At 61.9% G+C, this 22,770-nt stretch carries 16 protein-coding genes; 8 read left to right on the top strand and 8 right to left on the bottom strand.

What is annotated here, in order from left to right:
* The first annotated feature begins 491 nt into the window (after nucleotides 1-491).
* From RO069_RS05820 to RO069_RS05810, 3 genes are all read left to right on the top strand, one after another.
* The gene (locus RO069_RS05820; protein WP_328185897.1) at nucleotides 492-1,427 is read left to right on the top strand and encodes a GGDEF domain-containing protein; all 936 of its coding nucleotides are present in this window, start codon (nucleotides 492-494) and stop codon (nucleotides 1,425-1,427) included.
* A 403-nt stretch (nucleotides 1,428-1,830) separates the two neighbouring features.
* On the top strand, nucleotides 1,831-4,494 hold the full coding sequence (locus tag RO069_RS05815; protein ID WP_328185895.1) for an endo-1,4-beta-xylanase: 2,664 nt from the start codon (nucleotides 1,831-1,833) through the stop codon (nucleotides 4,492-4,494).
* A 192-nt stretch (nucleotides 4,495-4,686) separates the two neighbouring features.
* A complete protein-coding gene (locus tag RO069_RS05810; protein WP_328185894.1) occupies nucleotides 4,687-5,433 on the top strand; it encodes an NAD(P)H-dependent oxidoreductase in 747 nt (248 codons plus the stop codon).
* A gap of 310 nt (nucleotides 5,434-5,743) precedes the next feature.
* Here the strand turns inward: RO069_RS05810 and RO069_RS05805 are convergent, their stop codons facing one another.
* Nucleotides 5,744-6,667: an alpha/beta hydrolase family protein gene (locus tag RO069_RS05805; RefSeq protein ID WP_328185892.1), complete on the bottom strand. Its 924-nt coding sequence runs from the start codon at nucleotides 6,665-6,667 to the stop codon at nucleotides 5,744-5,746.
* A 309-nt stretch (nucleotides 6,668-6,976) separates the two neighbouring features.
* Between RO069_RS05805 and RO069_RS05800 the strand changes: the two genes are divergently transcribed.
* Nucleotides 6,977-7,465 carry an acyl-CoA thioesterase gene (locus RO069_RS05800; protein WP_328185890.1) on the top strand — a complete coding sequence of 163 codons (489 nt, stop codon included), beginning with the start codon at nucleotides 6,977-6,979 and terminating at the stop codon, nucleotides 7,463-7,465.
* Nucleotides 7,466-7,468: 3 nt separating this feature from the next.
* Here the strand turns inward: RO069_RS05800 and nfi are convergent, their stop codons facing one another.
* Nucleotides 7,469-8,176: a deoxyribonuclease V gene (gene nfi, locus RO069_RS05795; protein WP_328185888.1), complete on the bottom strand. Its 708-nt coding sequence runs from the start codon at nucleotides 8,174-8,176 to the stop codon at nucleotides 7,469-7,471.
* A 59-nt stretch (nucleotides 8,177-8,235) separates the two neighbouring features.
* On the opposite strand from nfi, the gene RO069_RS05790 reads away from it, so the two are divergent.
* Entirely contained in the window at nucleotides 8,236-8,898 is a 663-nt protein-coding gene (locus tag RO069_RS05790) for an SDR family oxidoreductase (protein ID WP_328185887.1), read from the top strand.
* Between the two features lie 3 nt (nucleotides 8,899-8,901).
* On the opposite strand, the gene RO069_RS05785 is transcribed toward RO069_RS05790, so the two are convergent.
* Nucleotides 8,902-9,795: a bile acid:sodium symporter family protein gene (locus RO069_RS05785; protein WP_442915341.1), complete on the bottom strand. Its 894-nt coding sequence runs from the start codon at nucleotides 9,793-9,795 to the stop codon at nucleotides 8,902-8,904.
* Nucleotides 9,796-10,028: 233 nt separating this feature from the next.
* On the opposite strand from RO069_RS05785, the gene RO069_RS05780 reads away from it, so the two are divergent.
* Nucleotides 10,029-11,339, top strand: a complete 1,311-nt coding sequence (locus RO069_RS05780; RefSeq protein ID WP_328185885.1) for an acyltransferase — start codon at nucleotides 10,029-10,031, stop codon at nucleotides 11,337-11,339.
* Nucleotides 11,340-11,404: 65 nt separating this feature from the next.
* Here the strand turns inward: RO069_RS05780 and RO069_RS05775 are convergent, their stop codons facing one another.
* Nucleotides 11,405-12,361, bottom strand: coding sequence for a sterol desaturase family protein (locus RO069_RS05775; RefSeq protein WP_328185883.1), 957 nt, complete (start codon nucleotides 12,359-12,361; stop codon nucleotides 11,405-11,407).
* Between the two features lie 574 nt (nucleotides 12,362-12,935).
* Here RO069_RS05775 and RO069_RS05770 point away from each other — a divergent pair.
* Both RO069_RS05770 and RO069_RS05765 read left to right on the top strand, forming a co-directional pair.
* Entirely contained in the window at nucleotides 12,936-14,135 is a 1,200-nt protein-coding gene (locus RO069_RS05770) for an efflux RND transporter periplasmic adaptor subunit (protein ID WP_328185882.1), read from the top strand.
* Entirely contained in the window at nucleotides 14,135-17,389 is a 3,255-nt protein-coding gene (locus RO069_RS05765) for an efflux RND transporter permease subunit (protein WP_328185881.1), read from the top strand. The genes RO069_RS05770 and RO069_RS05765 overlap by 1 nt, the downstream gene beginning before the upstream one ends.
* Nucleotides 17,390-17,459: 70 nt before the next feature.
* Here RO069_RS05765 and RO069_RS05760 read toward each other — a convergent pair whose 3' ends face one another.
* From RO069_RS05760 to RO069_RS05745, 4 genes are all read right to left on the bottom strand, one after another.
* A complete protein-coding gene (locus RO069_RS05760; RefSeq protein ID WP_328185880.1) occupies nucleotides 17,460-18,560 on the bottom strand; it encodes a hypothetical protein in 1,101 nt (366 codons plus the stop codon).
* Nucleotides 18,550-20,211, bottom strand: coding sequence for a GH3 family domain-containing protein (locus RO069_RS05755; RefSeq protein WP_328185878.1), 1,662 nt, complete (start codon nucleotides 20,209-20,211; stop codon nucleotides 18,550-18,552). Before RO069_RS05755 ends, RO069_RS05760 begins: the two co-directional genes overlap by 11 nt.
* On the bottom strand, nucleotides 20,208-20,999 hold the full coding sequence (locus tag RO069_RS05750) for a hypothetical protein (protein ID WP_328185876.1): 792 nt from the start codon (nucleotides 20,997-20,999) through the stop codon (nucleotides 20,208-20,210). The genes RO069_RS05755 and RO069_RS05750 overlap by 4 nt, the downstream gene beginning before the upstream one ends.
* Before the next feature lie 500 nt (nucleotides 21,000-21,499).
* Nucleotides 21,500-22,366 carry a helix-turn-helix domain-containing protein gene (locus RO069_RS05745; RefSeq protein ID WP_328185875.1) on the bottom strand — a complete coding sequence of 289 codons (867 nt, stop codon included), beginning with the start codon at nucleotides 22,364-22,366 and terminating at the stop codon, nucleotides 21,500-21,502.
* Between the last annotated feature and the right edge of the window lie 404 nt (nucleotides 22,367-22,770).

The raw sequence follows: 22,770 nt of genomic DNA, 5'->3' as shown, positions 1-22,770 counted from the left end.
AGGATGTTCAGGCCATTTGTCATTCTGTTAAGCGATAATCGTGCCTATGCTAAAAATCATTAATAAACAATGAATTGTGGGTCTATGGAGCTGAAGGCGGCGCAAAGCACTTCGACAGTTAAGGCCCAGAAGTAGGCCATAAAGCGTCACCACTATAGGGGGGTTATGGAATGGTGAAATATTGATGTTATTAAAATAAAATAAAAAACAAACATTTAATGGCTTTGTTAGTGGCAGGTGCATATTGCCAATGCTTGGAAAGCTCATCGACATGTATTATTTAAATTCTTGTTTGTTTTGAGGACGGATGCTTGATTTTGGTGCCACCAGGTGATCTGGGAATCGATTATCTGGCCCCTGCCCGTACCGGAACCCGGGAAACCGTTCCCATGGCATCGGCAATCGATTATGGTTGATTCAGGGAACCGGTCAGCGACAGTCGCAGCGTCCAGCGCCGGTGGCTTTACCAAGTCTGATACCGGGGTGGATGTATGACCGGAACCGTAAACAACCCTGAAGTCCCCAACTCTGTCTACAGGACCCTCCTCGAGTCCACCAAGGCAATTCCCTGGAAGATCGACTGGAAAACCATGCAATTTGCCTATATCGGCCCCCAGATTGAGCCGCTTCTGGGATGGGCGCCGGACAGCTGGGTGAGTGTGGAGGACTGGGCTGAGCGCATGCACCCGGATGACCGTGAGTGGGTGGTGAATTTCTGTGTGTCCCAGTCTGAATCCGGCATTGATCATGAAGCCGATTATCGTGCCCTGACCCGTGATGGCGGCTATGTGTGGATCCGGGACGTCGTCCATGTATTGAGAAATGACGATGGTGAGGTGGAAGCCCTGGTCGGCTTCATGTTCGACATCAGCGAACGGAAGAAGACCGAGCAGGAACTGGCGGCGCTCCAGCAGCAGTTGGAGGAGTACTCCTTCAAGGATGGTCTGACTGGAGTCGCCAATCGGCGAATGTTCGACAGGGTGATGGAGGAAAGCTGGAACGATGCCCTGCGTCGCCGGCAGTCACTGTCGATGCTGCTGCTGGATATTGATTTTTTCAAGCAGTACAACGACCTTCATGGGCACCTGGCAGGGGATGAGTGCCTCCGCCGTGTCGGTCGGGTCCTGCAGTCCGCAGCGCGACGCTCCAGGGATTTCGTGGCCCGTTTTGGCGGAGAAGAGTTCGTTGTGGTGATGCCGGAAACCGACAGGAGTGCTGCAACCAAGGTGGCCGAACGCTGCCGTACCCTGTTGTTGAAGGAACAGATTCTCCACGGCGCATCCGGGGCGGGGCAACTGGTCACGGTCAGCATCGGCCTGGGCACCATCATTCCGGGGCGTGACGACAACCTGACCGATTTCCTCAAGCGGGTCGACGAACGCCTGTATCAGGCCAAGAGTGAAGGCCGGAATCAGGCGGTCGGGTAGCCGGTCATGGTGCCTTCTTTCAGTACTGGGTAGTCTCTGAGCTACCAAAGTCAGACTGGTATTAGTGAAAGCCTCATTCAGGAATGAACATTCACTTTATTTAATTCCGCTTCATAATATTGGATGAAATGATGATGGCTTCATATTTTGGGTTCATTCTCTATGTGCCGGAAATCACACATTCCTGCTCATTTATGACCTGAGGTTTCGGCTGTTACTGGATTTCGGTTTTCCTGTTTCCTCTGGTCCGATGTGGCGACTAATGTGTCGTATTTGTGTCCATTAATTTGCATTTCCCCCCTCTGTCAGCATTTATACAGGCGCCGGGCGTAATGCCCGATGTCCCAACGGATATTAATGAAAGCTTTTAAGGAAACTTCGCATGAAGCGTCGGGGAAACGTTATGGATATCATTGGAAGGAAACGAATAAGGAACCTGGGCAGCGCTTTTGTGCTCGGTGGACTGGCTGTTCTGGGGGCCGCCCCGGTCTTTGCCGACAACCCGCTGGTGTCACATGTGTACACCGCTGATCCGGCGGCAACGGTTATCGATGGCAGGGTCTATGTTGTGGTCACCCACGACCAGGAAGGCCAGACTGATTACAGCCAGTTGGTTGACTATTACCTGTTTTCATCGGATGACATGGTCAACTGGCAGGACCACGGGATCATCTGGAATTCCCGTGAGGACTCTTCCTGGGCCAATCTCGCCTATGCACCGGATCTGATAGAGCGCAATGGAAAATTCTATCTGTATTTCCCGGATGGTGGCGGTAGCATTGGCGTTGCCGTGGCGGACAATCCGGAGGGGCCCTACCGCGATCCCATCGGTCGCCCGCTGGTGGACAGGAGCACACCCAACGGCAACGTTGAATGGATCTTTGATCCTGGTGTTTTCATTGATGATAACGGCCAGGCCTACCTGTATTTCGGTGGAGGCGGTCCCGGCAATGCGCGGGTCATTCGCCTCAGCGACGACATGATCAGCACCGAGGGTGCAGCCGTGAACATCAATGCTCCGAATTTTTTCGAAGCGTTGCACATGCACAAGCACAACGGTACTTACTATCTGTCGTATTCCACCAATTCGACCGGGGGCATGAGTATCGACTACATGACCAGCAATGATCCGATGCGCGGCTTCACCTACCGTGGCACGGTGCTGGACAACCCATGGGAAAACAATAACAACAATAACCATCAATCGATTGTCGAGTTCAAGGACCAGTGGTACATCTTCTACCACAACCGGGCCGTGGCTAATGCCCGGGGTGCGAGTACCTATCAGCGCTCGATCAATGTTGATCGTCTTTCCTACAATAGCGATGGTTCCATTCGTCGTGTGAATGCCGGTCCTGCTGGCGTGCCGCCGGTCAGGAACGTGGACGCATTCGCCGTCAACCAGGCGGAAACCTTCGACCAGCAAAGCGGCATAAAAACCGAGCCCGCGAAAGAGGGTTCCCAGAACCTGATGATGAGCTATGGCGACTGGGTGAAAATCTCGAATGTGGATTTTGGCGATGGTGCCAATGAGATCAGGGCCCGGGTTGCGACAGAAGGCGGATCCTCCATGGAGGTCGTGCTGGACGACGTAAACAGCCAGCCTTTGGTATCCATGCAACTTGACGCGACCGGAGGATGGCAAACCTGGCAGACCCAGTCCGCCTCTTTCGACACCGTTACTGGCGTTCATGACGTGTACCTGCGTTCCACCGCCTATCACAACCTGGACTGGTTCCAGTTTGCCGGAGTCGAGGGTCCGGTCATCGAACCGGATCAGCCCCGGGGCAAGTTCCTCGGTAACATTGTCGACAACAGCCGGACGCGCTTCACGGAGCTCTGGAACCAGGTGACGCCGGAGAATTCAGGCAAGTGGCAATCGGTGGAGCCCAGCCGTGACCGCTACAACTGGAGCGGGATGGATCAGGGCTATAATTTTGCCAGGGCGAACGGTTATCCATACAAGGCCCACACCTTTGTATGGGGCAATCAGGAGCCGGCCTGGCTTGGCTCAATCCCCAACGATCAACGCGCCCAGGAGGTGGAAGAGCTGATTCGCGACACCTGCCGCCGGTATCCCGACATGGAAATGATCGACGTGGTGAACGAGCCGATCAGTGCCCCATCCAACGCCCGCTGGGGCCTGGGTGGCAGTGGTGCCACCGGCTGGGACTGGGTCATCCGGTCCTTCGAGCTGGCTCGTCAGTACTGCCCGAACTCCAAATTGCTGCTGAACGAGTACGGCATTATCAATGATCGTCGCAAGGCGACCGAATACCGCCAGATGGTGGAACTGCTTCGTGATCGCGGGTTGATCGATGGCGTTGGTCTGCAGTCGCACTCCTTCAGTATCGTGGACTATCCCGCCAGCACCTTGCGCAGCAATCTGGACTATATCGCGGAAGCCGGTGTTCCGGTGTACATCTCGGAATGGGACGTAGACGCTGCCAGCGACCAGGAGCAATTGCGTCAGTATCAGCAGAAGTTCCCGATTTTCTGGGAGCACCCGTCGGTTGTGGGTGTCACGCTCTGGGGCTACATCGCGGGTGAGACCTGGATGGACAACTCTGGCCTGATGTACGGTAACGGTGTTGAGCGTCCGGCGTTGTCCTGGCTCAAACAGTACGTCCGCCAGTCTGCCGATCCCACACCACCGGGCGACGGTAATGGTGGGGTGGTTGTCCGGGCCAGGGGCACCCAGGGTGACGAACACATCAATCTGGTGATCGGTGGTGAAGTTGTCGCGGATTGGACCATTGGTACCAGTCCTGCGGACTATGTCTACCGGGGGAGTGCGTCCGGTGATATCCAGGTCCGGTTCGACAACGACGCCAGCGGCCGCGACGTTCAGGTTGATTACATTAACGTCAACAACGAAACCCGCCAGGCCGAGAACATGGAATACAACACCGGCGCCTATCGTGGTTCCTGTGGCGGGGGTTCCTATTCCGAGTGGCTGCACTGTAACGGCGCCATCGGTTTTGGCACCACCGACGACTGTTTCAGCGGTAGTTGTGGCCAGCCGGCCTTTCAGCGTTCTGACGTCACAAACCGGGAGCGTCGATAGGCTTCAGGTTATTTGACCACGGATAAGGCGCATGGGGGATGGCCTCCCCCGTGCGCCTTTTTTGTTGTCGGTTACCTCCCTTCGTATCTTCTGTTCGTTTCTGCAAGCTTTGCTGTCAGTTTTTTGGAATGGTTGCCCGTTCCTGGGAAGTCTAGTCTGTTCTTCAATAGATACAGGACAGGAGACAGCGGCATGAACATACTGATCGTACTGGCCCATCCGGAACGACAGTCTTTTAACGGTGGTCTGGCGGATGTGGCCGCAGCGACCCTGCAGGAGCAGGGGCATGAGGTCCTGCTGGACGATCTTTACGGTGAAGGTTTCGACCCGGTGGAGCGTCCGGATTTCTACCCCCGGCGTGATGCGGACTACTTCGCCCCCCTCACCGAACAGCGCCGTCACTATGAACAGGAGGCCCTGCCCGAGGATATCCAACGGGAGATCCGTCGGCTGGAGTGGGCGGACCTGCTGATCCTGCAGTTTCCGCTCTGGTGGCACGCCCAGCCCGCCATCCTGAAGGGCTGGTTCGACCGGGTGCTGGTCTATGGCGGGCTCTATTCCGGCCAACGTCGATACGACCGGGGGCATTTCCGGGGCAAAAGGGCGATCTGCTCCGTGACCGCCGCCTCACCTGAGCAGGCGTTCATGCCATACGGCCGCGCGGGCAACATGGTGGAGTGGCTCTGGCCGGTTCACTCGTCACTGTATTACGTGGGGTATGACGTGTTACCGCCCCAGGTCACCTACGGGGTCCAGGGTGGTGGTATCCGTTATCAGGATGAGTCCGTGTTCCTTGACCACCTGGAACAGGCCAAGAGTGACTGGGGTGCCCGCCTGGCCGGGTTGGACGGGGAAAGTGCCATCCCCTTTACCGGTTGGGATGACTGGGATGAGCAGGGAATGTTGAGGCAGCAACATCCGCAGCGGTGGCGGTTGTAAGGTTGCTGTCCCGGAACCAAAAACCGGGCGACGGATAGACCGTAGCCCGGTTCGGACCCTCAGACTACGGAGTCCGCAAGTGACAGTACTGCGGTTTTCAGGAACTGACGCCTGGGAGGCACAGATGCCCCGGTACTCGGAGATATTCCGGTCGGACTCTTGGCGGACTGATGTCCGCTGATTGTCGGTGGCGTTGATCGGGGGGCAACAGAGAAACGGGCCATGGTGAACCATGACCCGTTGAGGCTGACAGGGAAAACCAGCCGGATACGATCAGTCCTATATGACTAGGTTTTCGGTACGTCCCTGCTCAGTAGGGGCAGGTGCCGCGATACTCGGAAATCCGGTATTCGGACTCGTGGTCAGGCCCGCAGAGGAACTGGTTGTAACGCTGATCCTGGTCCAGATGCAGCTTCATCCAGGACACACCGAGCCGGCCGAGTTCGTCGTTGTAACTGTTGTCACCATTACCGCAGTAGTGGCTGCCATTGTTGAGCTCGAAGAAGGCCTTGTCGGTGGAATCCGGGATCGCCTCGTAGAACGGGTCAGAATGGCTACCCACCGGTGCGATAATGTCGGACTCACAGGCGAAGATCAGCGTTGGCGTCTCGATATCCCGGAAGCGGAAGCTGGAAGTGTCCCAGGGGGCCAGTGGAATGGCCGCCTGGATACGGCCCTCGGACGCCACCCGCAGGGTGCCGCCACCGCCCATGGACCAACCAATGACGCCCAGGCGGCTGGTGTCGATCATGCCGCTGTAGGGGCTGGTGCTGCTGCCGTTTTCCTCAATCAGATAGTCCAGTGCGTTGTTGATCTGGGTGGCACGACTGGGTGGCTGGTCAAAGCCACTGTTGGTATCGATGGTCATGACCACGAAACCGTAGGAGGCCAGTTTCGGGCCCCACCACTCGATGGAGGATTCGGCGGAGACAAAACCCGGTATCACCACCACGGCGGCCATGGTGCCGCTGGTACCCGTGGGATAGTGCACGGTGCCACCACCGAAGCCGCCCACAAAACTGGACACGTTGTCGGTCTGCACGGAATAGGGGCCACTGGAGGCCTCCAGGAAGGACACCGTGGGATCCGGGCCGCGCTGGTAACCGCAGTCGCTGGTGCAGCCGTCACCACCATCGTCACCGCCACCACCGGCGGCGAAGGCAGACGCGGATAGCAGGAGGGAGCCGGCTGCGATCAGCGACCGCAGCGGGTTGTTGGCAAGATGCTTAAACATATTGTTGTTCCTGTTTGCAGTACTTTATTGGATTTGTTGTCGGGGAACCGCATTCCCCGAGGCAAACCGTATCCCCGTGGTTACGGAATGGGCTTTCACAAACTGGCACCCGAACGTGCATCGATCACGGATAAGTAAGGGCGGGGTACCCGAAAAGCCTGAAGGCGTTGAAGTGAGCTTGTGGGGTTACTTTCCGGATGGGGCATGTCAAAACGGTAATGACGTCGTGGTTGAGGACAGGGAGTGGGCGCACTGGGTTATAGTAGGTGCAGGAATTAACGAATCCCAATAGCCCGAGCAGGAGCCACAATGCCCCAGACAACCCGCAAGACGGTGGCGGCGTCCGCCATCGACAAGCACGTCTACAAGGTCTTTCCCAACGACATGAATGCCCAGGACACGGTGTTTGGCGGCATGATCATGGCCAAGTGCGACCGCCTGGCGCTGGTGGTGGCCGAGCGGCATTCGGCGCGGGTCTGTGTCACGGCCGCAGTGGACTCGATCCATTTCCGGGCCCCGGCCAAGGGCAACGATACCCTGCTGTTCAGCCTGTCACTGAACCGGAGCTGGGGGTCGTCCATGGAAATCGGCGCGAGGGTCGAGGCGGAGAACAGCTACACCGGTGACGTCCGGCATATCCTCTCCGCCTTCTTTACCTTTGTCGCCCTGGATGATGACGGCAAGCCGGTGGATGTACCGGCGGTCATTCCGGAAACCGACCACCAGAAGCGTCGTTACGACAACGCCGAAATCCGCCGGGAAGGGCGGCTGGCCACCCGGGAGCGGCTGTCCCGGTAACGATCACTCCGTCCACTGCGGTCTTGCCGGCAACTGGTCCAGCCAGCGCTGGCCACGACGGGAGGCGATACCATCGGCCCAGCGGGTGGTTTCCGGCAACCGGTAGCGGGTGACGCAGGCCATTACATAATGGATGGCCGTGGGCAGGCTGATCCGGTGTCCCGGTGATATGTAGAGCGGTTTCACACCCTCGCGGGTGCGCAGGACCGCACCGATGGTGTCGCCCCGATCCTCGAGTGCGGTCCAGCCCCCTTTCTCCTCCGGCACCGGGCCATGGCGACCGGTCAGCCGGCTCTTGCCCACGCCGATGGTGGGCAGGCCGCTGAGGATGCCGGTGTGGGACGCCACGCCCAGCCGCCGGGGGTGGGCGGTGCCCTGGCCGTCACAGAGCAGGAGGTCCGGTTTGCGGCTGAGTTTGCCAAGGGCTTCCAGGATCACCGGGCACTCCCGGAACGACAGCAGGCCGGGAATGTAGGGCATGGGTACCGGCTGGCGGGCGATGGCATGGTCCACGGGTTTCAGGTCCGACAGCCGCAGGACCACGATGGCTGCCCGGGCAATGTCCGGGCCCTCGAAACCCACGTCCACGCCGGCCACGGTAGTGACCATGGGCAGATCGTCCCGGGTAATCACCTCGCCGGCGGCCTGTTGCTGGAGTCTGATGGCCTGCTGTGGCGTCAGGTCCTTCCATTCAGCGGTTGGATCGTGCATTGGGGTTCCTTATCCTGCGCGGTAGACACTCAACGATACATCACACAGGAGGCGACATCATGAATCAGGTACTGATCACCGGCGCCAACCGGGGCATCGGGCTCGAGCTGGCCCGGTTGTACGCGGCCAATGGCTGGCAGGTCATTGGCGTCTGCCGGCAATCTTCCACCGAGCTGGAGGAGACAGCAGCCCGTGTCATTGACCGCATCGACATAACCCGGGAGGCGGACGTGCTGGAGCTGAAACAGGCCCTGGCCGGCGAGCAGATCCACCTGCTGATCAACAATGCCGGGCTGCTGCAGGATGAGCAACTGGGAACCATCGACTTTGACTCCATCCGCACCCAGATGGAAGTCAACGCCTACGGCCCGCTACGGGTGGTGGAGGCCCTGGTGGACCTGATCCCGGAGGGCGGCAAGATTGCCAATATCACCAGCCGCATGGGGTCCATTGCCGATAACGACTCCGGCGGTCGCTATGGCTACCGGGCGTCCAAGGCGGCCCTCAATGCCTTTGGCAAGTCGCTGTCGGTGGACCTGAAGCCCCGGGGCATCGCCGTGGCCCAGCTCCACCCGGGTTATGTGAAAACCCGAATGGTCAACTTCGGCGGCCTGATCTCCCCGGAGGAAGCTGCCCGTGGCCTGGCGGATCGTATCGACGCCCTGAACCTGGAGAACACCGGCGGCTTCTGGCACAGCAACGGTGATGAGCTGCCCTGGTAACGGTCAATGCTCCCGGGCCGACCGGGATGCCGGTGCCGGTCGCCGGGTGGGCAGGTTGGCCCAGACGATCACCACCAGCAGCATTGCGGAACTCACCACCACGTAGATCACGGCGGGAATGGAGAGGTAGGCCCGTTCCAGCAGCCCGGCAATGACCAGGGCCAGCAGGGTGTTCTGGATGCCCACCTCAATGCAGATACTGGTGCTCTGGGCCCGGTTGAGGCGGAACAGCCGGGCACTGACAAATCCGATGGCCATGGTGCTGGCGCACAGGGCGGTGACCACGGCGCCGGCCTGCTGGCTGTAGGCCACGAAGGTCTGGTATTCCTTGGCCAGCACCGCGACAATCATCAGCGACAGCAGCACGAAACCGCTGGCCTTGACGTAGCGTTCGGCCCTGGCGGTAAAGTCGGGCCAGCGGTGGTTGATCAGCATGCCCAGGGCCACCGGCAACAGCACCATCAGCACAAGCCGCAGGGCGGTTTCCCCCACCGGCAGGGTCCGGGGCAGCGCTTCCCCCAGGAAATACCCCATGGCGGCATTGGTCAGCACCGGCAGGGTAACAACGATCAGGCAACCGCTTACCAGGGTCAGGCTGACCGACAGGGCGATATCCCCCCGTGCCAGCAGGGTGGAGATGTTGGAGCCGACACCCCCGGGGCAGAAGGTCAGCAGCATCACGCCCACGGCAATCTCCGGGCTCACGTCGAAGGCCTGTACCATCGCGAAGCCCACCAGTGGCAGCACCACCGCCTGGTTGACGACGCCTACCCCGATGGCCTTCGGGTAGCGGACGATCCGTTGCACATCCTGCCAGGTCATGGTCATGCCCATGCCCAGGGTCATCAGGAACAGCAGGGTGGGGGAGATGAGTTTTACCGCTGTCATGGAATCCATTGGCGAGCGTCCCGTCCGGTCCTTGGGTGTGAACGCGCATTCCAACAACAGACGGCGCGGGTATCAGTGCGCCAGGTCCCAGAGTCCCCATTACCAATTGTTCGTGAACCGGCAGTGGCCACGAGAATTCGTTAATCTACTGGCCCACTGACGGAAGGCACTCCCGGATTTACCCGACGATATTCCGCCTTCCGCTACGGCCCATCGACCCAGGACGAGGTGCAGGATCAGACATGGAGAAGATCAGGAAGCGTCTGGTATCACAGACACAGGTCCGTGCCGGCACCACCGCCGGACGCCAGTACCTGACCGGCCCGGATATCTTCGGCGGCATGGTGACCGTGCCGTTGTTCTACGTGTATCCCCAGGGTCTGGACACGGATGCCATGGAGCGCTCCCTGGCCATCACCCTCCGCAAGTACCCGTTGGTGGCCGGCCGCCTGAAGAAGGACGCCGAAGGCTATCCGTATATTGACGCCAACGACGCCGGGGTCCCCTTTGCCGTCTATGAGGTGGACGGGCCGACGCCGGACTATGGCCCGGATTACCCCCACCAGTCGTTCATTGGCCAGTACTATGACAAGGTCTTCCCCTGGACCATCTACCGACCGGACACGCCACTGTTCGGGGTCAAGGTGTTCCGTTTTGCCGACGGTGGCGCCATCTGCACCATGGCGCCGGTGCACTGCCTGATCGACGGCAGCAGCGTGTGGATGTTCGTGCAGGACTGGTCCCGGGTGGCCCGGGGGCTGGGCGAGCCGGAGGCCATCGTGGAGCGGGATTTCCTGCTTGAGCGCAGCCAGAAATACACCGACCGCCTCTACGCCCGCCGGGATGTGCAGGTGTTCGGCCTGTGGCAGCGGCTTGGGCTCTATGCCCGGCTGGCGCTACAGGTAATTGGCAACCGGCTGGAGGTTCACCGGATACCCGGTCGCTACCTGGACCGGCTCCGGGCAGACTACGACAAGGTCTGTCCCAATGGCCCCCGGGTCAGTGACGTGGACCTGCTCACCGCCCGCTGCCTGAAGGAGATTGCCCGGGTGCAGGGCTATCGCCGTGACCTGCATGTGGGGATGGTGGTGGATTTCCGGTTCAAGCGCGCACTGGAGATTCCCCGTCGCCTGTTCGGCGTGGCCATTGGCCAGGAGGAGCGGGCATTTTCCGCCAGGGACCTGCAGGAGTGCTCGGTGCCCGCCCTGACCCTGAAACTGCGGCAGCCGGAGGAGCGGCCCGGCACCGATGACTGGCGCGGCTACCTGGGGTTCATGGAGCGTCAACGCCAGGAGAAAAAGCTGGGCAGCGTGATTCCCCGCTCGGTGTTGAGGGGGCTGGAAGGCGGCTTCATGCAGAACAACTATTGCGCCATGCCGGTATACGATGCCGACCTGGGCACGGGGCCGCCCACGTGGTACACACCGACCGCCGCACCCTTCCGGATGGTCAAGATCGTGCCCACGGCCGGTGATGACAACACCGTGGACCTTCACCTGATCCTCGGTCGCAGGGAGTTGCGGGCGTTCCGCAAGCTGTTTGCCCGTCTTTGATCGTCACCCCTGTTGTATGCACAAAGCCCCGGCCTGGTGCCGGGGCTCCGTTTTTTAACGGGCTGTCAGGCCGCCTGGCGCGATTCGTCCGTGGCTGTCACCTTCCGGGTGTGGCTGGCGGAAGCTGTGTTGCCAGCCGCTTCCGGCTTGCGCCTGGACCGGCGGAACGGGTACAGCAACTGCTGCCAGTAGTTGTTTAGCGGGTAGCCCTCCTCATGGGAAAGGCCGAGCTTTTCAGGCATGTCCCGGTCCTTCGGGTAGTAGAAGGTACCGAACAGGTGGTCCCAGATCATGATGCCCCCGAAGTTCTTCGCTTCCCGCATTTTGGTGGAATGGTGCCAGCGGTGGATTTCGTTGGTGCCGATCAGGTAGTTGAGGTAGCCGTGCTTCAGGTCAATGTTCAGGTGGGTGATGGTGGCCAGTACGCTGCCGATCACCGCCACGGCCACGAAACCTTCCTGGCTGATGCCGGACTGCAGCAGCACGAATACCGGGATGAACCGACGCACCAGCACATCCAGCGGATGCACCCGGTAGGCATTCATCAGCGTGACCCGGTGGGCGCTGTGGTGGACCGAGTGGAGCTTCCACAGGGCCGGTACCGTATGGGCCAGGCGGTGGGTGGTGTAGAACATGAAGTCGAAGATCAGCAACCCGCCGATCACCTGGGCCCACATGGGCAGGCTGGACAGGCCGAAGGACGGGCTCAGCAGGCCGAAGTGAATCAGCAGGCTGGACGAGGCAAGTCCGAAGAACAGGGTGACCATCAGGTTCTGCACACTGCTCAACAGGAACATGAAGCCGTTGGACACCACATCGGTGAACAACTCACCCTTTTCCAGGGGCTTGCGGTGCCTGGGCATGACGAACTGCAGCAACAGTCCGATGGTGTAGTAGGGCAGCAGGAACCACAGGAACAACTGGCCACTGTCATAATCGAACGCCGCAATGGCCACGATGGCCAGTAGCAGGAAAACGTAGAGATAGCCTCGCGACACGAGGGTTCTTAATACCTGGGGCATGACCCACCTCCTTTGGGTTTGGTGACCTCCGAGCAATGCATCAGGACACTTCGGAGGCTCCTGGTTGGCGTTTGTCCCTGGAAACGATGATCGCGGCAGGTTGTATCATGGAGGGGCCAACCGGATTTGTGGCATCCATCGCAGCGTTTGGTTAACAGACCGGGGGTTACCAGATGGTCACGGGCCCGTTAGCTATGGGTAGTCCGTTTGGTGAAGTGGATCGCAAAATGCCCGTCAGTATTCTCGACTGTTGTGAAATGCGCCACATGCCCCCTGGCCAGTCAAGGTGGATGGGAGGTGAAGGATGTGGAACCGGTCCGCACTTCCGGCGGTCGGGGGATGCTGTTCCCGTGGCTGTCCTGCTATGTTATCGCCTCACTCCCAGGCGGCCCGGCAACCTGTTGACGGCGCACCCGCCCTGACTCCGGAGGCCCGTTCGGCCCCCTGCATTTCCGGAGTTGTCCGGTGCCCCTGGGGGATTCAACGGATGATCGAAACCAGCCAGGCGCCGACATCCCGGGACCGATAATGCCCGGGCAGGCTCCTGGCGTGTCATGGAGGAGTCTGCACGGCAATGAGCCAGGGAAGATCCTTTTTCAGCCGCTGGGTCAGTGACCCCCGCTATGCATCCGCCTGGGTGCTGGCGCTGTTGGTGCTGGCGCTGGTGTTTATCTACCGGGGGGCTCCGGACACCGTCACCCACACACCCAGGTTGGAATCGCCGGAATTCCGCGTCCACACCGTTGAACGGACTCCCGTCACCCTGACGCTCCACAGTCAGGGCACCGCCCGGGCCAGGGACCGCCTGGCGCTGACCTTTCGCGCCGGCGGCGAGGTTGTGGAGGTATCGGAGAGCATGGCCAGCGGCAACTGGGTGGAGAAGGGCGAGTTGCTGGTCAGGCTGGACCCTGAGCCGTTCGAGCTGGAGGTGGCCCAGCGACGCCATGACGTGGAATCGGCCAAGCTGCACCTGGAACAGGCCCAGGCCAAGGCCACCATTGCCCGGCGCAGCCCCAGCAGGAATGCCACCGATTTTGCCCTGAATGTACCCCAGTTGCGGGAAGCCCGGGCCCGGGTCCAGATGGCCCGGGCCGCCCTCAACCAGGCGATTGGCGACCTGGAACGGGCCACCATGAAGGCGCCGTTCAGTGGTCGCCTGGAGCAGGTTCGGGTGTCGGAGGGGCAGACCGTGGGCGGGGGGGAATCCGTGGGCGAGCTGTTCAGTTCCCGTCGCATGGAGGTTCGGCTGCCGGTGCGTAACGAATGGCTTGACCTGATGGCGGTGTTTCCACAGGAGCCGGAACAGGCCCTGGATATCCCGGTCCGGCTCAGGGGCAGCTTCGGAGGCCGGGAGCGCCATTGGGACGGGATGATCACCCGACGGGAGAGCGGCGTGAGCAGCAACCAGATGAGCTGGCTGATCGCGGAGGTGGATCCGGAGTCCGGCTCGGTACCTCTGGAGCCACGGGTATATGTGGAGGCGGAGATCCAGGGGCGGCGTCTGCCGGAGGTGGCGGCCGTTCCCCGCTCCGCCCTGATCACCAACAACGAGGTCTGGGTGGTGGATGAGGCCAACCATATCCGTCGTCAGGAAGTGGGCTGGGTCTACCGTGACGACGAGTCGGTCTATGTCACCGAGGGCCTGGAATCCGGTCAGCGGGTGCTGGAGCAGGGATCGGATCACCTGCTGGAGGGGGCGGAAATCCGGGTCAGGGGTGAGCCGCAACCCGCCCGGGGTGGTCCCCGCTCCGGCCGCATCGTCAGGGACGTGTGATGTTCCGGAGCATCGAATGGTTCACCCGCAACCCGGCGGTTGCCAACCTGCTGGCCCTGCTCCTGCTGGTGGGCGGCTTCCTGGCCATTCCCCAGACCCGTCAGGAAACCCTCCCCAATCTCCCGCTGGACCGGATCGGTGTGGTGGCCAAGCTGCAGGGCGCCGCCCCCGAGGTGATTGAACAGACCCTGTGCTCGCCGCTGGAAACCGCCCTCTACACCATCGAGGGCATCGACAATGTCCGCAGTGAGTCCCGGGAGGGCCTCTGTTCCATCACCGTGGACGTGGTGGAGGGCTATGAGTCCGGTGAGGTACGTAACCGGATGGCGGCCCGGGTGGAAACCCTCGACACCCTTCCTCCGGATGCCGAGGAGCCGGTGGTGGAGGAGGCGGTCTACCGCAACCGGGTCGCGCGGCTGCTGGTGGTGGCGGACGCCGAGCCCCGGGCGCTGCACCAGGTGGCGTGGCAGTTGCGGGACCAGTTGCTGGACTATCCCGCCATTGTGGATGTGGGGCTGGAGGGCCTGCCGGAGCGGGAGGTGGCCCTGGAGGTGACACGGGAGGACCTTTACCGCTATGACCTCACCTTTGCCGGCGTGGCCGACGCCCTGTCCCGCAACCTGGGGCGTGCCTCGGGGGGCATGCTCCGGGGCAGCAGTGCCAATTCGCTGATCCTGTCCGGCGAGACCGTGACCGATCCGGAACACTACCGGGACGTGACTGTCCGCCGGACCGAGGAGGGGGAGCGGCTCACCCTGGGGGATTTCGCCTTTGTACGGGACGGCTTCAGCCGCGACGCCATGGCGGCCTGGTTCAATGGCCGCCCCGCCGTGGCCCTGGATGTCTACCGCATCGGCGACCAGGACGTGGTGGAAACCGCCGAAGCTGTCCATCGCTTTGTCCGGGACGCGACCCTGCCCCGGGACATGGAACTGATCCTGTGGCGGGACGATTCCCGCCAGTACCGGGACCGCTCCGACCTGCTCTGGAAGAATGCCCTGCAGGGGCTGATCATGCTGATCCTGCTGCTGGCGTTGTTCTTCGGGCTGCGCCTGTCGGCCTGGGTGGGCCTGGGCATACCGGTAGCCATGGTCGGCGCCTGTATCATCCTGCCGTTGACGGACTTTTCCTTTAACACCATTTCCCTGTTTGCCTTCATCCTGGTGCTGGGCATTGTGGTGGACGACGCGGTCATTGTCGGTGAGAGCGTTGACGACCAGGCCCGGCGAATGGGGCCCGGTATCGATGCGGTGCTGGAGGGGGTAAGACGGGTGGCGTTGCCCATCACCGTGGCCGTGGTGACCACCGCCATCGGTTTCCTGCCGATGATGTTCCTGCCCGGGCCGGAGGGGGACCTGATGCGGGTGGTGCCGGTGGTGGCCATTACCGTGCTGGCCCTGTCACTGGTGGAGTCCCTGTGGATACTGCCGTCCCACCTGGCCCACTCCATGTCCCGGGCCCCGGCGGTTTCCGGGACCTTCAGCAAACGGGTGAATCGCTGGTTCGACGGTCAGGTCCGGCGGCGGATACTGCCGTTCATGGGCGCAGCCCTTAACGCCAGGCCCCTGGTGCTGCTGCTGTTCCTGTCGATGTTCGTGCTCTGCGTGGCGCTGCTCCACAGCGGCTGGCTGAGCGTGACCTTCCAGTCCCAGGTCACCGGCAACAAGGTAATGGTGGACGTGGAGTTTCCCCCGGGTACCAGCAGCCAGCGGGTACTGCGGGCCACCGAAACCCTGCAGGCCTCGGCGCAGACGCTGCGGCGCAATCTGGGTGACGCCCATGGCCAGGCCATCATCGACGATATCTATGTGGAACAGGGGCGTCGCAATAACCACTCCACCGCCCACGACCCCGGCGCCTACCTGCGGGCCCGGGTCACCGTGGCCATGGCCCCGGGCGAACTGCCGGTTACGCCGGACCAGGTGAGGGAGCAGTGGCGCCGGCTGCAGCCGGAGATGGCCGGGGCTGTCTCCATGCGCTTCCACTCCACCATCAACCGGGTGTTGCCGGACCTGCATATCAACCTCTACCACCCGGACCTGGATCGTCTGGAGGCCATGGCCCGGGCCCTGGAGCAGGAACTCCGGGAAATCACCGGGGTGTTCGAGGTGGCCAATGGCATGAGCTCCCGGTTCTCGGAAATCAACCTGCAGGTGCGCCCCGGCGCCCGTCTGGGCGGCCTGACGGAGGCGGAACTGGGGGACCAGGTGCAGTCGGCGTTTCAGGGCATCGTTGTTGACCAGTTGCCCCAGGGGGATCACGACGTGCCGGTGGTGCTGCGCCTGCCGGAAGAGGAGAGCGACAGCCTGGGGCACCTGGAGCAGTTGCCGATCCGCCTGTCCGAGGGCTCCGTGGCGCCACTGGCGGCCCTGGCGTCTCCCCAGCGGCGCGAACGCCCGGCGGTGATCCAGCATTACGATCGCAACCGGAGTGTGTCGGTCACGGCCTACGTGAACACCCGCCTGACCTCGCCCGGGCGAGTCATGGGCTTCCTGCAGGACGGGTTCCTCGCGGAGCTGGCCAATCGTTGGCCCGGCGCACGCTGGTCGGTGGCCGGTAAGCCCATCAGCATTGGCAAGTTCGTCAATCACCTGACCGTCGGCTACGGGGCCGCGTTGCTGGCCATGTTCTTCGTGCTGACCATGATGTTCGGTCGCTACTGGCAACCGCTGTTGATCCTGATGGCGGTGCCCTTCGGCATGGTGGGCGCCTTCCTGGGCCATAGGCTGCTGGGTTTCGAGCTGACCCTGTGGTCCATTATCGGCGTGGTGGCGGTCAGTGGCGTGGTGATTAACGACAACCTGGTACTGATCGACCACGCCAACTACCTGAGGGCCCGTTTCGACAGCCAGCGGGAGGCGTTGCTGGAAGCCCTCGCCGGTCGCATCCGGCCGATCATGCTGACCACCCTGACCACCTCGCTGGCGGTAGCGCCCCTGGCCTTCGAGACCAGTCCCCAGGCGGCCTTCCTGGTACCCATGGCCATATCCCTGGGGTTCGGGGTGCTGTTCGCGAGCCTGACCACCATCTTCATGGTACCGGCCATGATCATGACGGCGGAGGATGCGGTCCGGCTGATGCGCCGCCTGCGGGCCAGGCGCCACCAGGTATCGGAGCGGGATTCCGTGGAGGAGGCCTACCAGGTCGGACTGCAGGCCGCCGACAGCGATCCCGGCACCAATCCATACCACAACGATGTCCTGCGGGCGAGCTGGGAAGCCGGAGTCAGTGATGGCCTTGCAGCCGTCCCGTAGTCGTTCGGATCATCTTGGGCAGCGAAGGAGACTATCGGTGCAGGCAACGAAGTCCATGCCGCCCGCGCTGCTATAGCCGGGCGATATCGGCATGGGGTACCCGTGCGGGATCGATCCAGGGCCGGTGATCCCGGCTCCAGGTGCCGATGAAGTGATGACTCAGCAGTGTCCGGCGGGGGAAGGCCCGGGGGCCGTGGCTCAGGGGGTCGGCAGTAAAGAAGCCGCAGGCCAGGGCATCGTAGTGTCGCCCCGGACCCTGGAGCAGGGCATTGATCAGCATTTGCAGCAGTGCCCGGTTGTGGTCGCGAATCACCACCGTGTGCAGGGTCAGGTAGCTCAGGCAGCCACCCACCCGAGGGAGTGGCATGCCCCGGGTGACCCTGGCCCAGACGTTGTAGAGGGGGCGGCTCAGTCTGACCGGTTTGCTGTACCCGGCAACCCGGGTCTGCTTGAAGGGCTTCTGGTCCCAGGTGCCGGCAAGCCCCGCCAGCGCGCCATCCTCGAAGATCAGGTAGTAGTCGCTGACGGACAGTGCCCGATACCATGGGGAAGGATCCCTGAGTTCGTCCAGGTCATGGTAGTGGAAGAACTGTCGCCTGGGGCCCTCCTCGTCCAGTAGCGCCTGCATGGCGGGCAGGTCGTCCAGGGTCGCGGGCCGGATCTCCACCGACGGCGACCGGAACTTCCGGGAGGCGCGGCCATGGATGAGGCTGGTCTCGATGCTGCCCCGGGCGGTGAGGTCCGGCATCATCCGGCGGGGGCGCATCATGGTGGCCAGGAAACTGTGGTTTTCCTCCAGCACCACCGCCTGGAACAGTTCATCCTCGGTCATCAGCTCGCGGGTGGTCTGGAAGGCCATGCCCAGGGCCCGGGTGCCCCGTACCCTGGGGTCCAGCCTCAGGTCGTGCAGGTAGCGCACCCGCCGGAGTTCGCCATTGATGAACAGGCGTCGGGTGCCAATGTTGAAGATGCCCAGGGTCGATCGTGCGTCCGTTTCCGGCGTGCGCAGGATATAGACATCCGGGTCCTCGGCACTGATGGCCGCCCCGTGAAAATAGTTGGGGGATCGCTCGAAACTGAGGCTGATGGCCCCGGGCTGCGGGTTGCTGGACAGTAACGACAGGATATCGCCGTTGTCGTCGGGCCGGGCGCGGCTGACTTCAAGCTTCATGGGCAACCTCCTCCTTCCGGGTGACAGGGGAAGCGGTAAAGGCGGTGGGGAGTGCCCCGGGCCAGTGCTTCAGGGACTCCACCTTGATATCGCCCTCAATCATGCCCCGCTCCTTGCAGGCTTCCAGGTAACGGTCGTGGGCGCTGTGGATGCAGACACAGCGGGCCGGCTCAAGCTGGTCCAGGTCCCGGGCCAGCCGGTAGTGGAAACTCTCGCACAGCCAGGCGTCCAGGGAACGGGCCCACTCCCGGGCCTGGTCGAACCAGCTTGCCGGCTCTTCCTTGTCCGGCAGGTTGACGATCAGGACGTAGGCCGGACGATTCCCGTAGCCACCCCTGGCGGCTCCCAGTACGGTCACCGGTTGCAGTGCCCCGGGCCAGCGGGTGTCATCCAGCCACTGCTGGACGGTGACGGCGTCTATCTTCTCGCCCACCAGGTCAACGGTGTTGCTGCGGCCCAGGAAACTGAGGCACGGCAACTGGCCCATGTGGCCGGTCACCTCCACCAGGTCCCCCAGCCGGTAACGCAACAGGCCCGATCCGGTGGTGATCAGGGGTGATACCTGCTGACCGTCCCGCAGGTCCCAGGACGGGTGGATCCTGCCGGTGGCCGCATCCTCGAACTCATAGAAATGGGAGTTGGCCGCCAGCACATGCTGGTCGCCATAGGGAATGGTGACCACGCCCTCGGTGGCCCATAGGGCCTTGCCCTGGAACCCCGCCTGGGGCAGCTTCCGGCGCAGTTCGTTGGCCCAGGGACCGGCGGATGCCGTGCTCCAGGCGCTGACTAACGCCAGCTCCGGCCACAGCTCACGGAAGAAGGCAGGATCCGAGTGCCCGTCCCAGGCCGTCAGTTGTGCCGCTGCGTGCGGGTTCTGTGGGGTTTCCAGATGGTTAAGCGCATGCCGCCGGCGGCCCCAGGAGCCGGTACGTAGCACCTCGGCAAGTTCCTCCCGCCAGCGACCGAGGTTGCTCAGCAGGCCGAGGGCAAAGGTGGGGCTCCACACGGAAATGACGGCCAAGTCCGGGGTGGCCGCGAGACAGGCGACGGTGGCGAACATGGCGTCGTCGGAGGTGGGCGCCAGGGCCACCCCTTCCGGCACCGCCTGGGTCTGGCCCATCAGCAGGCGTTTGCCAGTACTGAGCAGCTTCATATCGTCATTGAGGTGATCGCTGCCCTGCTGTCGCATGGAGGATGGCAGCCAGGACAGGGACCAGTACTGTTTGCCCCGGGCAATACCGGGAAACTGTCGATACAGGTCTGACATCCAGGGGGCAATGGCGCCGTCGAGCTCCTGCAGGAACTGGCGGGTGTAGGGGATCCACTTGATGGCCGAGCTGGAGCCGCTGGTGGGTTGGTAGCGCCGTGTCGGCGAGCTGGTCAGACGCTGGCGCCCGGTGCTGATCTGATCCGACACCGGATCCCGCCAGTGGGCGTAGCTGGTCACCGGCTCGGTGCTGGCGAAGTCTTCCCAACGCCAGCCGCCGTGCCAGAGGGCCTGCTGGTCCCTCACGGCACTGACCTGGCGCAGGATCCGGGCCAGCCGATCCCGCTGGGCGGTCTCCAGGTTGTGTTGCCGGGCGCGAAAGCGCCGCTCTCCCGGGCGCAGGATCTGCCGCAGGACGCCGTGGCCGAGGCGTGTACTGATCATCTTGCCCCCAGCGCCTTGAGGCGACCACCCATCTTGCCCAGGGATTTGGCGGTGGACTGCAGCCACCACTTGGAAAGGGCCCGCATGATGGACGGGTAGGTCAGCCGGGCAATGCAGGGCAGCTCCGTACCGCGGTCCCAGGTGGGGTTGCGGTCCCGAAAGAAGCCGATCTTGGGCACTTCCCGGGCCAGGTCCTCGGTAATGCCCGCCACCCCCTGGCGCAGGTGCTGGGCGGATTCACCAAAGTCCAGCACCCTGTTTTCCGGGTCGTAGTAGCCGGGGAACAGGCGCTCACAATAGGACTGTACCAGCGGCTCCAGTTCCGGATGGCGGTCGTCCGGGTGGGGGTAGTACTGATCAAAGTTGTTGGCCATCAGCAGGTAGGTCTTGTAACCCTTGCTGATCAGCAGCCAGAACAGCGGCGTGGCGGGCCGGCGCAGCTTCTGGCGGATAATGTAGCGCATGAAGGCGAAGTGCAGGGCCCGTGAGCCCCAGTATTCCGGCATGACGATGGTGTCGCCGCTGAACACACCGGACCCCTTGTCGCCATTGTCGCCCATGGGCATGGTCACGATGGAGGAGAAACCCACGATGCGGCCGTTGTCGGGCTCCCGCAGCAGGATGGCGCCGTCCTTCCTGCTCAGGTCGGCCATGAAGGTCTCCAGGTCGGTGTGCTCGTAATGGGCGTTGAAGATGGCGTACATCTCCTTGACCTGACGGATATGGATGCGGTGCAACGGGGCGAACCGGGCGGTGAGACGGCGGGATCTGGGGGATTGTTCGGTCATTTTCCTTTCCTCGCTCTTGATGTCGACGCGGACAGCATCAGTGTCCCGTCTGGTTGATTCGCAGCAGGTCGGCGAATCCACCAGACGGGACACTCGCGTGTCGAACACTTCATCCTGAATATGTATATGCCCGGAGGTGATACAGACGGTACCGGGCGGCTGCCGGGCGTATGGACGTAACGCCGGAGAACGGGGGAAACGGTATAGCGCTGGATGCCGTGCGGCTTGCAACCGATGATAGCCGCGGGTTGAGGTAATCCAGGAGTGTTGCGAGGGTCACAAAACCGGCGCGGATGACGGCATTTCTGTCTCGGGTTTAATGGATTGTTCAGTAATCGAGTGACCGCTATTTGCCACGGGTTTTATGTGCAGTGGTCCACCCATTTGAGGGCGGTAATGCCGTTGGCTGACTGTACTGTGATGCAGGTCCTGAAAGTCAGAAAAACGCCTTTATTTCATGGAAGTACGGCATGTCGTAAACATGACCTCAAAGCGAGGGCTCAGACGGCGGGCTGACCTTCAAGGAGCGGGGTGACCAATGCCGTGGCCGACTTGTCGAGCACCGAGTCCAGATAGGGTCGGTTCAGGAAGGTGGACGACGGAGTGACGCCGTTGACCTGGCGATAACAGCGGGAAAGATGCGCGGAATTGGAGAACCCGGCAAGCAGGGCCGCCTCGGTGATGGAATAGCCCAGCGCCATGATGATGGTACTGATAAAGACCCGATAGCGAACCCGGTACTGGGTAATGGGCAGGCCCGCCTGTTCCTTGAACAGCTTTTCCAGGCGCGATTCGGACAGGTTTACCTCGTTCGCCAGTGTGTTGAGACTGGGCGTGTCGTGCAGGTCTTCCCGAATGCGCCTGGCAACGGTAAGGGCGCGGGGGTCGTATTCCCGGAACGTCAGGCCCTGAAGGGCTGGGGGAATCAGTATGTCCCGAACCAGCGTCCGGGCTTCACCCGGTGTGATGACTGGCTGGTTCCTGGCCTCGGTCATGGCCCGGATAACGGCGGTTTCCTCCTGGTGGTGGCAGTACAGGCCGTTACCCAGATGGGTCATCCGGCTGGCGAGGGCCGGGTAGTCCTGGGAGAACGGTGCCAGGAAATAGATGCCCAGCACTGGCTTGTGTCCTTCTATAAGCGTCCTGTCCAGCCAGGCGCCTGGTGGTATCAGGCAGCTACGGGTGGATACCGGGGCGTCCCTCCCGGGCCTGATGGTCAGGCTGCCCTCGAGGCAGACCACCATCAGTTCCTGGGTGGTCCGATAGGGTTCCTGACGGCTGGGACAGGTGCCCAGGAACAGCACGTCGTGACTCCATACCAGTAACCTTGGCGTTGTGCATGGAATGTGATTGTTCTTGTTGGTCATGTTTTTACCCTGCTGAATGCCGACCAGCGGGAAACCCTCTATGTCATCAGCGGCTGCCATGGTTGGTGCCCGTTGTGGAGCCAAATGTTCTGCGCCCAACCGCGCCACCCTGTTATCAGTAATAGCAGTAGCTTGCGGTGATGGTGCCTCCGATTGAGTAATGCAGTTCACAATTCCTGAAGCTTCCCGTGCCGGAGGCATTTCTTTGGAGGCATGGCCCACGGGTTTCCTGTATGGCTCGTCACCGCTACTGGAGGCTTTATTATAACTTTTTGTTTTTATTGGTCTTGTGGTTCTGATGTAGGCGCAAGCTGTAGTTCAGCAACGGGAAGCCGGCTTTCACGAATTGGCACTCATTTGGGCCTGCATCACAGAAATGGTGTGGTCAAAGGGGAGTCAGGTAC

It is taken from the genome of Marinobacter sp. OP 3.4 (assembly GCF_036224885.1).
Classification (GTDB): Bacteria; Pseudomonadota; Gammaproteobacteria; order Pseudomonadales; family Oleiphilaceae; genus Marinobacter.
The sequence above is the reverse complement of the archived record's forward strand: the minus strand, read 5'-3'. Positions and strand labels throughout refer to the sequence as shown.

What these genes read in the sequence shown, in the direction of transcription:
- RO069_RS05770 (WP_328185882.1), top strand. Translation starts at nt 12,936, where the DNA reads ATGAGCCAGGGAAGATCCTTTTTCAGCCGCTGGGTCAGTGACCCCCGC.
- nfi (WP_328185888.1), bottom strand. Translation starts at nt 8,176, where the DNA reads ATGCACGATCCAACCGCTGAATGGAAGGACCTGACGCCACAGCAGGCC.
- RO069_RS05775 (WP_328185883.1), bottom strand. Translation starts at nt 12,361, where the DNA reads ATGCCCCAGGTATTAAGAACCCTCGTGTCGCGAGGCTATCTCTACGTT.
- RO069_RS05805 (WP_328185892.1), bottom strand. Translation starts at nt 6,667, where the DNA reads ATGTTTAAGCATCTTGCCAACAACCCGCTGCGGTCGCTGATCGCAGCC.
- RO069_RS05810 (WP_328185894.1), top strand. Translation starts at nt 4,687, where the DNA reads ATGAACATACTGATCGTACTGGCCCATCCGGAACGACAGTCTTTTAAC.
- RO069_RS05765 (WP_328185881.1), top strand. Translation starts at nt 14,135, where the DNA reads ATGTTCCGGAGCATCGAATGGTTCACCCGCAACCCGGCGGTTGCCAAC.
- RO069_RS05745 (WP_328185875.1), bottom strand. Translation starts at nt 22,366, where the DNA reads ATGACCAACAAGAACAATCACATTCCATGCACAACGCCAAGGTTACTG.
- RO069_RS05820 (WP_328185897.1), top strand. Translation starts at nt 492, where the DNA reads ATGACCGGAACCGTAAACAACCCTGAAGTCCCCAACTCTGTCTACAGG.
- RO069_RS05780 (WP_328185885.1), top strand. Translation starts at nt 10,029, where the DNA reads ATGGAGAAGATCAGGAAGCGTCTGGTATCACAGACACAGGTCCGTGCC.
- RO069_RS05750 (WP_328185876.1), bottom strand. Translation starts at nt 20,999, where the DNA reads ATGACCGAACAATCCCCCAGATCCCGCCGTCTCACCGCCCGGTTCGCC.
- RO069_RS05800 (WP_328185890.1), top strand. Translation starts at nt 6,977, where the DNA reads ATGCCCCAGACAACCCGCAAGACGGTGGCGGCGTCCGCCATCGACAAG.
- RO069_RS05785 (WP_442915341.1), bottom strand. Translation starts at nt 9,795, where the DNA reads ATGGATTCCATGACAGCGGTAAAACTCATCTCCCCCACCCTGCTGTTC.
- RO069_RS05815 (WP_328185895.1), top strand. Translation starts at nt 1,831, where the DNA reads ATGGATATCATTGGAAGGAAACGAATAAGGAACCTGGGCAGCGCTTTT.
- RO069_RS05790 (WP_328185887.1), top strand. Translation starts at nt 8,236, where the DNA reads ATGAATCAGGTACTGATCACCGGCGCCAACCGGGGCATCGGGCTCGAG.
- RO069_RS05760 (WP_328185880.1), bottom strand. Translation starts at nt 18,560, where the DNA reads ATGAAGCTTGAAGTCAGCCGCGCCCGGCCCGACGACAACGGCGATATC.
- RO069_RS05755 (WP_328185878.1), bottom strand. Translation starts at nt 20,211, where the DNA reads ATGATCAGTACACGCCTCGGCCACGGCGTCCTGCGGCAGATCCTGCGC.